This is a genomic window from Paenibacillus sp. TC-CSREp1 (assembly GCF_050171015.1).
GTDB classification, from domain to species: domain Bacteria; phylum Bacillota; class Bacilli; order Paenibacillales; family Paenibacillaceae; genus Paenibacillus; species Paenibacillus silvae.
Window position 1 is genome coordinate 247,866 of sequence record NZ_JBNOKM010000005.1, and the last position, 13,428, is coordinate 261,293.

14 protein-coding genes are annotated in these 13,428 nt (G+C 47.1%); 12 read left to right on the top strand and 2 right to left on the bottom strand.

Annotated features, from left to right (window positions below):
- Nucleotides 1-145: 145 nt before the first annotated feature.
- Complete coding sequence (locus tag ACQSGY_RS09645; protein ID WP_427051692.1) at nt 146-1,063, top strand: NAD(P)/FAD-dependent oxidoreductase; 918 nt, start codon at nt 146-148, stop codon at nt 1,061-1,063.
- A 96-nt stretch (nt 1,064-1,159) separates the two neighbouring features.
- Here the strand turns inward: ACQSGY_RS09645 and ACQSGY_RS09650 are convergent, their stop codons facing one another.
- On the bottom strand, nt 1,160-1,345 hold the full coding sequence (locus tag ACQSGY_RS09650; RefSeq protein WP_427051693.1) for a hypothetical protein: 186 nt from the start codon (nt 1,343-1,345) through the stop codon (nt 1,160-1,162).
- 295 nt (nt 1,346-1,640) lie between these two features.
- On the opposite strand from ACQSGY_RS09650, the gene ACQSGY_RS09655 reads away from it, so the two are divergent.
- The 5 genes from ACQSGY_RS09655 (at nt 1,641) to ACQSGY_RS09675 (ending at nt 4,842) form a co-directional block, all read left to right on the top strand.
- Nucleotides 1,641-1,994 carry a DUF3243 domain-containing protein gene (locus ACQSGY_RS09655; RefSeq protein ID WP_427051694.1) on the top strand — a complete coding sequence of 118 codons (354 nt, stop codon included), beginning with the start codon at nt 1,641-1,643 and terminating at the stop codon, nt 1,992-1,994.
- A 347-nt stretch (nt 1,995-2,341) separates the two neighbouring features.
- Complete coding sequence (locus tag ACQSGY_RS09660) at nt 2,342-2,908, top strand: hypothetical protein (RefSeq protein ID WP_427051695.1); 567 nt, start codon at nt 2,342-2,344, stop codon at nt 2,906-2,908.
- Between the two features lie 183 nt (nt 2,909-3,091).
- Entirely contained in the window at nt 3,092-3,949 is an 858-nt protein-coding gene (cyoE, locus tag ACQSGY_RS09665) for a heme o synthase (protein ID WP_427051697.1), read from the top strand.
- Between the two features lie 191 nt (nt 3,950-4,140).
- Nucleotides 4,141-4,623 carry a tetratricopeptide repeat protein gene (locus ACQSGY_RS09670; protein ID WP_427051698.1) on the top strand — a complete coding sequence of 161 codons (483 nt, stop codon included), beginning with the start codon at nt 4,141-4,143 and terminating at the stop codon, nt 4,621-4,623.
- A gap of 18 nt (nt 4,624-4,641) precedes the next feature.
- Nucleotides 4,642-4,842 (top strand): hypothetical protein, encoded by a 201-nt coding sequence (locus tag ACQSGY_RS09675; protein ID WP_427051699.1) that lies wholly within the window; start codon nt 4,642-4,644, stop codon nt 4,840-4,842.
- Here ACQSGY_RS09675 and ACQSGY_RS09680 read toward each other — a convergent pair.
- The gene (locus tag ACQSGY_RS09680; protein WP_427051700.1) at nt 4,839-5,723 is read right to left on the bottom strand and encodes a LysR family transcriptional regulator; all 885 of its coding nucleotides are present in this window, start codon (nt 5,721-5,723) and stop codon (nt 4,839-4,841) included. The two genes, ACQSGY_RS09675 and ACQSGY_RS09680, sit on opposite strands and share 4 nt — an antisense overlap.
- Before the next feature lie 177 nt (nt 5,724-5,900).
- Between ACQSGY_RS09680 and ACQSGY_RS09685 the strand changes: the two genes are divergently transcribed.
- From ACQSGY_RS09685 to ACQSGY_RS09710, 6 genes are all read left to right on the top strand, one after another.
- Nucleotides 5,901-6,812 (top strand): DMT family transporter, encoded by a 912-nt coding sequence (locus tag ACQSGY_RS09685; RefSeq protein WP_427051701.1) that lies wholly within the window; start codon nt 5,901-5,903, stop codon nt 6,810-6,812.
- A 173-nt stretch (nt 6,813-6,985) separates the two neighbouring features.
- Nucleotides 6,986-8,023, top strand: coding sequence for a LacI family DNA-binding transcriptional regulator (locus ACQSGY_RS09690; protein WP_427051702.1), 1,038 nt, complete (start codon nt 6,986-6,988; stop codon nt 8,021-8,023).
- A gap of 281 nt (nt 8,024-8,304) precedes the next feature.
- A complete protein-coding gene (locus tag ACQSGY_RS09695; protein WP_427051809.1) occupies nt 8,305-10,842 on the top strand; it encodes a beta-mannosidase in 2,538 nt (845 codons plus the stop codon).
- Nucleotides 10,843-11,043: 201 nt separating this feature from the next.
- Nucleotides 11,044-11,577, top strand: coding sequence for a hypothetical protein (locus tag ACQSGY_RS09700; protein WP_427051703.1), 534 nt, complete (start codon nt 11,044-11,046; stop codon nt 11,575-11,577).
- Between the two features lie 139 nt (nt 11,578-11,716).
- On the top strand, nt 11,717-12,382 hold the full coding sequence (locus ACQSGY_RS09705) for a response regulator transcription factor (RefSeq protein ID WP_427051810.1): 666 nt from the start codon (nt 11,717-11,719) through the stop codon (nt 12,380-12,382).
- Complete coding sequence (locus ACQSGY_RS09710) at nt 12,379-13,428, top strand: sensor histidine kinase (protein ID WP_427051704.1); 1,050 nt, start codon at nt 12,379-12,381, stop codon at nt 13,426-13,428. The genes ACQSGY_RS09705 and ACQSGY_RS09710 overlap by 4 nt, the downstream gene beginning before the upstream one ends.

A 13,428-nucleotide genomic window follows, 5' to 3' on the forward strand; every position in this document is an offset into this window, starting at 1 on the left:
GCACCTTATGATCTCATATATGTTATTATAAATTGTATTCTTATAACGGACCCGAACCATTCGCTATGAAAGCGAAGGTTTGGGTTTTTTGATTTTGGTTTAAGCTATGGAGTGAGAGTACTGGACACAGAGGAGGAGAGGAAGCATGCGAGAGGTTGATTGCATTATTGTGGGTGGAGGGCTCGCAGGGCTTCAAGCCGCCATCCAGCTCGGACGTTATTCCGTACACCAGATTCTGGTGATCGATTCAGGAGAGGGACGATCAACACTATGTCGGACCTATCATAATATCCTTGGTCATCCTGAGGGCATATCGGGTAAAGAGCTCAGAGCACGCGGCCGGATGCAGGCCGAACGCACAGGCGTTCATTTTGAACAGGATCGGATCATTGAAGCCAGTCGTATACAGGAGGAACGAATCAGACTGAAGGGTTCCTCCGGCAACATATATGAGACGAAAACGGTGCTGCTGGCAACAGGTTTGACGGATCGAATGCCTGACATTCCGGGTCTTAAACCCACATTGGGCAGAACGGTGTATGTATGCCCCGATTGTGACGGCTACGAAATTCAAGGACAGCGCACGATTCTGCTCGGCGCTGGCGAAGCCGGGGCCAATATGGCCATGGTTCTGATCGAACGTACAGATGATCTGTTATATATCAATCATGATCAGACACCCATCTCGGCAGACCTGCATCGGCAGATGAAACAAGCAGGGGTGCGTTATCTGGAAGCTGCCGTGCAGGAGGTGCAGCAGATGGAGGACGGCCATATTACGGGTGTGCTGACAGAGGATGGGCAGATTTACGAATCGGAGCGTGGATTTATTGCGTTTGGCGGCAACCGGGTGCACTATGAACTGGCCGAGCAGCTGGGTGCAGTGATCACAGACAATAAACACGTGGAAGCTGACCCGCGCAGCATGCAAGCAGCGTCTCAGGTGTGGATTGCCGGGGATCTGGGTCTGCATGCAGAGCAGGCCACTGTTGCGATGGGAGAAGGCTCGATTGCCGCAATCTGGATTCATAAAGAGCTGCAGCGTATGAAAAAAACGGTCTGATACGACAACAAGTCCTCCCAAAGCGATTGGCAGCAGGGAGGACTTGTTTTTGCATTATTTTAATATATTCACAATCTATGCGACAGTATTGTCTGTTCACTCATTATTTGAGGAATCTTTCGGTTTGCGGGTAAAATCTTTGCGAATGTTATCTACGATATCGCCAACGGCATCTTCAATCATATCGGTTGGACCAGGATTTCTTTGGTCAGGCTCGATAACTGTATTAACACCCGGTTTGAGTTCGTCGTTTCTTTTATCACGCTTGGAATCGTTATTCATGAGAATTCCTCCTAGTTTTCCGTAGTAGTGACGATGCTTACTAACATAACCAAACACCATCATGTATATGTAAAACGATTAACCCGATGAGCTTTTTTGAAACGTATGTTGTGTACCTATTGCTCGAAATTTTACTTGTTTGAAAACAGGCTGATTAAACTTCAGCAGGACGTTTATATTATAAGTGTCCTGTAATGATGAAGCACATAGCAGAACAATCTGCCAACTGCCAATGACAGCGATGGAAAGATGATCACAAGATCACAATGCAATTAAACTCTGGGAGGTAATCAAGATGAATGAACATAATCATGTGATTCACAAAGACGGACAGGTCTCCACCGATCAGGTAGACAATGCCATTGAAAAGATTGCACCGGAGGAAAGAGATCACATCTTGCAAAACTTTGATGCATTCAAGGATTATCTGGGCAAACGGATTGCGATGGGTGAATCCATCGGCCTAAGCGAAGAACAAATGGCTAAAATCGCCCAAAAGGTGGCCGATCATCTCGCGGCTAACGAGGAACCTCGCAACCGTGAAGAGAAGCTGCTGCAGGAGCTCTGGAATGTGGGTAAAGAAGACGAGCGGCATATGCTCGCTCATATGCTGGTTCGCTTGGCTCAAGACACCAGAACGAGCCATTAAACGACTCACTGCACATTTAAGGCATAAGGTGAGGGTACAAGCATACAGTATATAGACACTGCAGAGACCCTGAAGCAAACTCATTCAGGGTTTCTCTGTGATTAATAAACAGACAGGCTTGAAGTGATGACGTGAATTGTAACTATTTTTAATCTGGATGAAACTTTTGCAGAAACGATTTGACGTATGATGTGTACATAACCATTGAATTCGTTACAACGGAACATGTCCGTTTGAGGAGAAAAGCTTTCGGTTAATAATCATATGTATTGAACTATTCATTGGCATTCTGAAACTTCGAATTGTTTAGTGAAAAAAGCCATAGTGAAATAAGGAGAGATGCTGGCATGAAAAACGCGGCGAAAAAATGGAGATTACAGATGATTGGTGCAGCAGCAGCTTTATTAGGCATCATCGTGCTGGCTACATATTTGCTAACCCCTGCCAATGCAGAGCAGCGTACGAATGTTCAGTCACCTTCAGCGAATAAAGCACAGCTTGCCAATTCCGAAGTATACACGGCGTATATTGAAGGAATACGTGTCGAGGACGGCAAATTAATGCTGACTGTAGACAAGATCGGCTGGTATCAGGGCGAAGAAGCAAATACAGTTTTCAAACAACGCAATCCGGATGCGGGCATAGATGAAGCACCCGATGGTTACTATATTGTGAATGATAACAAGGAGCAGGAGCAGATTGAGGTTAAGGCTGATGCCAAAGTTCTTATGCAGCTTTATGATCACGACGGTACCATGCAGGGAGCGGAGATTCAGTGGAATGAACCTGTATCGCTGTCCAAGTTCGAATCATTATACGGAGATACACGAATCGTGGATTTATCGGTCTTCCCGTATCATCTCACCGTTCAGGATGGTAAAGTGATTCAAATTGTACAGCAGTACATTCCGTAAAACATGCATGAATCATGAAATTGGATGCAATATAATAACAACGACAAAACGAGCATTCTTTCCGTAAATGAAGCGGATAAGAATGCTTTTTGTTATGACAAATCCATGAAAGCGATTGTAATTCATGATTTGTCCATGTATCATTATAGGAATGGCGTTTTTACATCATTCAGGAGGCTTCTGATGCTTAAAGACATGATTGCATTAACCAAGCCCGGACTGTTAAGGCTGAATGTGTTTGCAGTAGCCGTTGGTTTCTGGGTCGCTTCAAAATGGTATATCCATTGGGTGTCATTGCTGCTGGTTGTGCTTGGCTCAACGCTGGTCATTGCTTCAGCCTGTGTCATTAACAACTATTGGGACCGGGAATTGGATCAGAAGATGGAACGAACGAAAAAAAGGATGGAGTACATTAACCATCTTAAGCCCGGGTTTGTGCTTGGGTATGGCTTGGCACTTGGCATCGCGGGACTGGCGGTATTGTTCCTGTGGGTAAATCCGCTATCCGGCTGGATGGCCCTGCTGGGCTGGTTCGCTTATATTGTGATCTACACGATGTGGCTGAAGCGCAGCTCTACCTGGAGCACCTCGCTTGGTGGAATTGCCGGGGCGATGCCGCCGGTTATCGGTTATACAGCGGTAACGGATGAGATTGATGCAGGAGCATGGCTGTTATTTGCGCTGTTATTTCTATGGCAGCCCCCGCATTTCTGGTCGCTCGGTATTCGTCGGGTAGAAGAGTATCGTGCTGCGGGATTTCCGCTGCTGCCCGTGGTGAAAGGTGTGAAACGTACCAAGCTGCAGATGATTCCGTATGTTTTTCTGCTAATTCCTGCCGTATTCCTGCTGTATTATTACGATTACGTTGGACTGGTATTTCTGATCATCTCCTTGATTAGCAGCATCATCTGGTTTGTACATACGATCAGTGGTCTGAAAACAGAAAATGATGAACGATGGGCAAAGATCAATTTTTTGATCTCGGTCAATTATCTCATGCTCATTTTCATTGTAATGGTTGCCAACACAGCCTGGTCGTAACAGGTATTGAAGGTAAGGCAGCTTCAGAAAGCACACGCTGAATGATTGAGAGCACAACCTCGGTTGAACCAATCATTTCTAGGTGTGCTTTTTGTTATGGGGTTAATATCTTATTTTTATGGTGAAATATGGTACAATAATCAAGATGTATAGAGTTTATGAACATATTATATGTTATTGGATGTGACAGCATGAGTTTTTTACAGCAGGCTATAGGTTGGCGGCAGGAAGGTAAACTCAAGGAGGCCATTGAGCTTCTACATAAGATCACCGATCAGGAACCTGATCATGGAGAAGCATGGTATCAGCTCGCATGGGCCCATGATTCACTTGGCTTGGAGCGCGAAGCCGTGCCTTATTATGAGAAGGCATTACAGCTCGAACTTTCCGCAGAAGATCGGGCAGGTGCAATTCTCGGGCTCGGCAGCACGTATCGCACACTTGCACAATATGAACATGCCAAAATGTGGCTGCTCACCGGCATCAAAGAATTTCCCGAGCGTCGGGAATTCGAAGTTTTCTATGCGATGGTGCTCTATAACTTGGGTGAGCATGCAGAGGCGATGCAGCGACTGCTCTTACAGCTTGCAGATACGTCTACGGATCAGGGAATAAGCGATTACAGCCGGGCCATTCGATACTACGCAGATCAGCTTGATCGGGTATGGAATTAAACGGAAGGAGATGTGAGCATGAATTCAGGTCAGGAGCTTAACGAAGTGAAGGATCGATTGAATCAGCTTGAACATAAAGTGGATGAACTTACAAGCCATATGCAGCAGCAGCAAGCTTCACCACGCAGACGTTTTTTCACCGGATTTGGTATAACTATTGTCGTGGTCATTCTGCTGCTGATGGTTGTGGGAATACTTCAATTTGTGAACGTGGGTTAACTGGATGCTTTCGATGATTCAAGCCATTGTTCTACTTCCTCAATGAATCGGCGAGATGCGGGTGACAGATTCCGAAGAGAAGCGCAAGCCAGTCCGATCGTACGATACGGATCATCTGCAAGTGGCACAAGCGCAAGTGATTTCGTGTGATTTTGCAAGACCATCTCGGGCAGCAGACTGATGCCCAGTCCGTTGTGCACCATGGCCATAATGGCTTGATCCTCGGCTACTTCGTAGACGACGTTCAGCTTGGCGTTGTGCTGACGGATCAAACGTTCAATTTCGTTGTCGCCTCCCCATTTGGGCAAAATAAAGGGCTGCTCCAGCAACAGCTCAAACGAGACGGACTCTGCGGATGCAAGAGAGTGATCGAGAGGCAGGATGCACATCATCCTGTCTTTTTGTAATGGAATCGTTTCGAATGGAGAGGTGTCACTGAGAGATAGAAAGCCAAGATCAATAGCACCGCTGGCCAGCCAGTGTTCAATTTCCGCATAGTCGCCTTCCCACAGCTTGATTTCGATCCCTGGATAGCGAAGCCTGAACTGTTTAAGAATTCCGGGAAGCCACTGGGTGGAGACGCTGGCAAATGTCCCGATGCGAACAGTACCAATCTCGGCCCCCCGGATCAGAGAGATTTCCTGATGCATCAGTTCCGTCCACCGCATAATCTCACGGGTGTATGCCAATATCCGCTCTCCCTCGGGTGTAACACGTACACCGGAGCGGCTCCGATGCAGCAGGGAGAAGCCGCACTCGCTCTCCAGACTGGCGATGGCATGGCTCACGGCAGACTGTGTGATGTTCAGCGCTTCGGAGGCTTTAGTCAGGCTTCCGTATTCAACAACAGTATTTATTATTTCGTATTTGATGAGTGACATTATGCAGTGACTTCCTCTCCATGTGAGCTGGTTTCCGAATTATGAGTTAATTTCATATTAACTATTATAAATATTCATTTTTATAATGCAAAGAGATCGTTTATACTTGCCAAGGCGAGTTAGTTTGATATACATACAGGCGCAGCTCAGACTATATAGAATGAAGGTAGAAGTAAAATGAACGGGGCACACGGTAAACAGATTCATGTATCACGAAGAGCAGATATGCAGATGCTGCTTGCAACAGTAATATGGGGCTCGTCCTATTTATTTATGAAATCGGGGCTTGCTTCGATTCAGGAACTGAATCTGATCGCTTTGCGATTCGGGATTGCCTTTATAGCGGCAGCTCTTTTCTTTCACAGAAGACTAAGGAAGCTGGATCGTGGAACGCTGGTTGCCGGAGCTATATTGGGAACGGCTTTATTTGCAGCATTTGTGTTCATTACCTATGGCGTTCAGCGAACGACGGCATCCCAGACCGGATTTTTGATCAGCCTGGCTGTCATCTTTGTTCCGGTATTAACGACGATACTGCGCCGCCGAATGCCGGATAAACGATTGCTCGTCAGTGTTCTGGTCGCTGTAACAGGGCTTGCATTGTTGACACTTCAACACAAATTAAGTTTGCATATCGGGGACGTGCTCTGTATTGTTGCCGCCCTGATCTATGCCGTATATATTATGCTTGCGGGCAAATTTACTCCCAAGCATGACCCGTTGACACTCGGAACGGTGCAGCTGGGTGTAGCAGCACTGTGGGGCACTGCCGCTACATTTGTGTTTGAGAGCCCCAGGCTGCCGGATACTCCTCAATCCTGGGCAGCGATTCTGGGCCTGGGTATATTATGCAGTGGCTTGGGTTACATTTTGCAAACCTTGGCACAGCGTCACGCTTCTCCAACGAGAACAAGTCTTATTTTCTCGTTAGAGCCGCTGTTTGCAGCTGCCTTTGCTTTTACTTTTCAGGGAGAAATGTTAACCCTGCAAGGATACATCGGAGCAGCGTTTATGCTGGCTGGTGTATTGATTACGGAGATTAAGCTATCACAGCCTGTCTTTCGACGCAGAAAACGTCCGGCGATATAACATTGCGTTTTGCACGGGGATAGTTGAAGTCTGCCCAAGCAAAAGAGAGATCTAGAAAGAAGCATGTATGTTTAGCGTTTAACCTAACAAAGTCCAGATTAACAAAACATGTTTTGTTAATCTGGACTTTTATGCTACACTGGATGGAAAATCAGGAAAATCGGGTGAGCAGGATGGGGAAAAGAGTAACGATGCAGCAGATTGCAGATGCTGCGGGAGTATCCAAATTTGCTGTCTCGCGTGCACTGACGGGCAAATCGGGGGTTAGTGAGCACACAAGGGAGATGATTGTCAGGACCGCGGGGCAGCTGGGCTATTTTAAAATGGAACCGAAGCGTTATTCGGCAGAGCCGCCACATACCAAGCTTGGTACAAAGGCAGCTGGCGATAAGAGGGAAGGGACCATCTTGGTTCTTTTCCCAAATATACGCTCGCAGAATCGGTCTTCCTTGTATTGGGGGCCGGTGTTTGAGGGCATTTCAGCACGCCTGAATGAGATTGGCATGGATATCATGACACTGACAGAGCCGTCTTCCGATCATATGTTTTCGGTTCTCAACCCCGAGGCCATCCGAGGGGTAATCACAGTGGGCACCATCTCAACGTCCGTGCTGCTCGAAATATATCGCCTGCGTATTCCCCTTGTGATGGTTGATCATGAGGATACGGCCATTCATGCAGATGCGGTATTTACAGACAATGTGAAATGTATGAAAGAACTGGTGCTTATGCTTGGCGCGAAGGGATACAGGAAGCTTCAATTTGCCGGGCAGCTGCCTGATGCAGTCAGCTTCAGAGAGCGCTGGCTTGGCTATCGGATGGGCCTTGAGGAGCTGGGGCTGCAGGAGCAACAACATCCAGATCTGCTGGTGCAGGAGTATGCAAAGATGCAGCAGGTGGTTAGGGACATGCAGCTTGAGGACATCCCTGAAGTGTTTGTGTGTGCGAATGACCATACAGCTTCAATTATCATCGAGGCGCTGCAGGGTCGGGCGCTTCAGCTGCCCGAACGATGTACGGTAACGGGATTTGATAATACACGCACAGAAGATCCTATTCTGGCTACCGCACATATTCATAAGGAGCATCTCGGTGCGAGAGCGGTGGATCAGCTGTTATGGCGAATAGAGCATCCGCAAGTTCCTTATGAACGCAAGCTGATTCACGCTGAACTCATCATGCGTGAGGAGTATCATTCGCTGCGCGAGTGAAGGGCAAAACAAACACAAGATCAGGGCTGATAAGGTAAGTTAGAACAGAATTGAATAGAATAGAACAGAACAGAACAGGACATGGAGCAGTTCACAATGTGACGCGCTATGTCCTTTTTTCGATTTATGGGTGTTTGTTTCAAAACTTTTCGACCAAACACATTGACTGCACACGGATAACATGTTAATTTTGTTTTGTTAATTGTTTGTTTATATAATAACAAAACCTAACAAAACAGGTTTCTTCTTTTACTCTAACCCTATTGGAGGCTATCATGAGCATGAACCAATTGCAGCGATTTGAGAACTGGACGTTCAAAGCATGTGAAGACCAGGAATGGATGCCGGCTCAGGTACCTGGATGCGTGCATACCGATCTGTTGAGGCTGGGCCTTATCCCCGACCCATTCTATGGGACCAACGAGAAGGAAGTCCAGTGGATCGACAAGAAGGACTGGGAGTATCAAACCACATTTGATGTGGCGCCTGAACTTTATACGCAGGATCATCTGGAGCTTGTTTTTGACGGATTGGATACGTATGCGGATGTATATGTGAATGACGTGCATGTGTTGTATGCGGACAACATGTTCCGGGTGTGGAGGGCAGAGGTCAAAGCATTGGTGAAGGAAAAGGGGAATGTGCTGCGTGTCCGTTTTCGTTCTCCGATTCAGGAGGATTTACCGAAGCTGGAAAAGCTGGGTTACGCATTGCCTGCATCCAATGACCAATCCGATGTGGGTGGTCTGGGGGATAAACGTGTCAGCATTTTTGCACGCAAAGCACCGTATCACTATGGCTGGGATTGGGGACCGCGTTTCGTGACCAGTGGCATCTGGCGGGAAGCAAGGCTCGAAGGCTGGAATGATGTTCGAATTACCGATGTGTTTATCCGGCAAAACGAAGTGAATGCTGCATTGGCCAGCTTAACTGCCTTGGTGGAGATTGAAACCTCTCAAGCTGTGGATGCTGTACTTCGTATCGGAGCCGCAGGTCAGCGCTGGGTGGTGGTAGCAGCTTTGCAGCCTGGTACGCAGACGGTGGAGCTTTCCATCTCTATAAAAAATCCGAAGCTCTGGTGGAGCCGCGGACTGGGTGATCCGTATCGGTATACCTTTGCTGCTGAAGTGCTTCAGGGCGAGAGAGTTTTGGCGGAAGCGGAGGTGCAGACGGGTCTGCGCTCCATTCGTCTTGTCCGTGATCGGGACGAAGCGGGTGCATCCTTTTATTTTGAACTGAACGGTGTGGCGGTATTTGCCAAAGGAGCAAATCATATTCCGAATGACAGCTTTATTACAGAGGTAACACGGGAGCGTTATTTGCATGAGATTCGTTCAGCGGCTGAATCCAACATGAATATGCTTCGTGTATGGGGCGGCGGCTTTTATGAGGAAGATGTTTTTTACGAGCTCTGTGATGAATATGGCATTATGGTGTGGCAGGACTTTATGTTTGCATGCAGCATGTATCCGGGGGACGAAGCATTCCTGAATAGCGTCAGACATGAGGCCATTGACAATGTGAAGCGTCTGCGCAATCATCCGAGCATCGTGCTGTGGTGTGGTAATAACGAGATTGATTCGGCCTGGGCGCATTATATCGAGAACGGTGGCTGGGGCTGGAAAAAGGACTACAACGCAGAGCAGCGTGAACGCATCTGGGCGGATTATGAAGCCATCTTCCATCACCTTCTGCCAGAAGTGGTTGAAGCTTATGCACCCGGGATCGACTACTGGCCTTCCTCACCGATTGTATCGCTGACAGGTGACGAGAAGCAGCATGCTCATCCCTCTACTTCCGAAGGCGACATCCACTACTGGGGTGTGTGGCACAACGTGGAACCTTTTGAAAATTACAATGTATATGTCGGTCGTTTTATGAGTGAATACGGATTCCAGTCGTTCCCGGAATACAAATCGGTTCGCACCTATGCGGAGGAAAAGGATCTGGCGCTGGAGTCCGAGGTTATGCTTGCACATCAGAAAAATGGAGCAGGCAATCGGCTGATCAAACAATATATGGATATGTATTTGCCGGAACCTAAAGATTTTCCATCCTTCCTCTATATGAGTCAGGTGCTTCAAGCCGAAGCGATGAAAACAGCCATAGAAGCTCATAGACGCCGTAAGCCATACTGTATGGGCACACTGTATTGGCAGATGAATGATTGCTGGCCCGTTGCCTCATGGGCAGGGATGGATTACCTGGGCCGCTGGAAGGCGCTGCAGTATTATGCGAAGCGCAGCTTCAATGATGTGCTTGTATCCGTGGACGGGACGAAGCCGGATGTAACCGAGGTTTACGTGATCTCGGATCAATTAAAGCCGGTAAAAGGTCAACTGCAGCTTCGACTGATTGGATTCGATGGAACGGTGCATCGGGAAGATACAATTGAAGTGAGCCTTGCACCAAACTCGGGTGAAAAGCTGATCTCTCTGCATCATGCAGATTGGCTTCAGGGACATGATCCGTCAGCGGTGCTGCTGCGAGTGGAGCTGAGACAAAGCGGTGAGGCTGATCTTGTGCAGGAGCATTATTTTGTACCGGCAAAAGAGCTTGCATTACAGCCTGCCAATATCACCGTCAGCGGCGGCGCCGATGAAGAGGGTGTGTATCTCCTGCTGGAAAGTGATGTGCTTGCCAAGCAGGTGTGGATGTCTTCTGAAGCTGAAGGGGTATTCTCTGATAATTTCTTTGATCTCGTTCCAGGCCTACCGGTGAAGGTGCGGTTCACGTCCAGAGAAGGGTTACAGCATGCGGGTGTAATCTCGAATCCGGGATCGGTTGAGGTTCGCTCGATGGTTGATTTTATTCAATAATATATAACGGTTGGAGTCTCTGCCAAAGAGATTTCAACCGTTTTTATGTGTGAAGAACGTACACAGACATAGACGCTGAGATACAGACGCAGACAAAATTTAACTTCGTAATCTTTTCGTAATCATTTGCTTAGCGATTCGTAAGTTGTTCTCTTTATTGTAGTCCTTGCAAGCTATATTAAACGATGGAGAGTGATAACGATGAGGAAAGCAAGCAAGAGCAAAAAAGCGTTCGTAGCAGCGGTGTTAATGATGTCTTTAACTTTTTCGGGACTGGCAAGTGCTGCCGACATGAAAACGATTAAAAAGGATGGTATGGAGCTTGTACAATTGAGACAGGCAGCAAAAATGTATGGATACAGCATTATGTGGGACAGCAAGGATCGATCCGTTACGTTAATGTACATGGGCAAAATGGAAGAAATGATGAAGGACGAGATGATGAAGAAAGACGATAATATGATGAAGAAAGACGATAGTATGATGAAGGATGACATGAAGATGAAAGATGAGAGTATGATGGAAGACGACATGGAAATGAAAGATGACATGATGATGGAAGAAGCGATGATGCCTTCGGCTAAAACCATTCAAGTGTGGGTTGGATCTAAGAAAATGATGGTCGATGGTATGCGGGTTAATCTGAAGTCGATGCCATCCATTTACGAAGGGAATACGTATGTAAGTGATATAGTCGTGTCCAAATATATGAAGCCAATGAAGGCGATGAAATAACGAGGATACGCGTAACAAAGAAGAAAACATAACGTAGCATGACCATCGCCCTGTGATATGATTATGCCAAATGAGTGTTTTTGGAATAGGGGGTGGGTTGAATGAATGAACGGATTTTGTTGCCGATGATGATAGCAATATTACAGACGTATGCCGGAGATATCTGGAACGGGAAGGGTATACGGTTGTCACTGCAACAGATGGCATGGAAGCAATTGAGCTGTGGCGAAGTCACAATCCGGGTCTGATTGTGCTTGATCTGATGATGCCTCGTAAAAATGGTTGGGAGGTCTGTAACGAGATTCGGCAGACTGAAGATGTACCGATTGTAATGCTGACGGCTCGCGGAGAAGAGCATGACCGACTGATGGGACTGACCATGGGAGCAGATGATTATCTGACAAAACCGTTCAGTCCAAGAGAGCTTGTTCTGCGTGTCAAGGCTATTTTGAGGAGAATGCGAACGGCACAGGCGACATCCGCTATTACTCCCATGCATACGATTAGTTATGAAGGGCTGACGATTGATTTTGTAAAACGTGAGGTAGAGATCGGCGGACAGGTCATTGACTTGACGGTGACGGAGTTTGATATGTTGTATTTGCTGGCAAGTCACCCTGGACAGGTGTTTTCGCGTACTCAGATGTTAAGCAAAATATGGGATTTCAGCTATGAGGGAGATACAACCACGGTGACTGTGCATATTCGGAGATTACGGGAGAAGATTGAGCAGAATGCCTCAGATCCGAAATATATCAAAACCGTTTGGGGTATCGGTTACAAGTTTGCAGGTGGATACTCATGAAGCTGCGTACGTATCTGGTCGTGTCCAGTCTTACGGGGATTGGCGTGCTGCTGATCTGTTTGTTTGTCAGTTATTCCAAAATGCTGCTAACCATTGAACAATTTTATTGGTTATCGGCAATAAGTGCCGGTATAGGTTTATTTTCATTTGTCCTTCAATATGTACTGACCAAACCGTTGGAGAAATCGATCGCACGAATTACAGAACGCACCAAGCGACTGGCCGAAGGGGATTTCCAGACGGAAGTCCCTCTCGTCGGTCCGCAGGAATTCAAGCTGCTTGCACAGCAATTCAATGAAATGAGCTCCAGACTGAAGGAAAGCTTTGACGATCTGCATCACTCGGAATCAGCCAGACGTGAGTTAATTGCAAATGTCTCACATGACCTGCGTACACCCCTGGCATCGATTCAGGCTTTTGTTGAAGCGCTGGAGGATGATGTGATCAAGGATGAAGTCACCTTTCAACGATATTTGAACACGATTCGTCTGGAAACGAAGCGATTGGGCGGGCTCATTCAGGACTTGTTTGATCTGTCCAGTCTGGAAGCAAAAGGGGAGAAATTCGATCCGCAGCCTGGTCATGTTGATGAGCTGCTGCTCAGCACACTGGAGAGTTTTTCCTTTCACCTTGATGAGAAACAGCTGAATGTGGAGATCGACTTGCCTGAGCGACTGCCCGCTGCCTTGATGGTGCCTGCTCAAATGAAGCGGGTTCTGTCCAATTTGCTGCAAAATGCGATTCAATACTCTCCGGTTGAAGGCAAAATCATCCTGACTGCCACCCAACAGGAAGAATGTATACGCATTGCAGTAATAGATGAGGGAGAGGGCATTGATGCAGAAGAGACTGCACGTATTTTTGAACGTTTTTATCGTATTGATAAATCTCGAAGTAAAAATAATGGTGGCGCGGGAATCGGGCTGGCTATAGCTCAATCCATTGTTGAAGGGCATGGAGGCGAAATCGGGGTGCAGAGCACAAAGGGAGCAGGTAGCTGCTTCTGGTTTACCCTTCCGGTCTATGTCAGTCGCTCGAACCTTTAG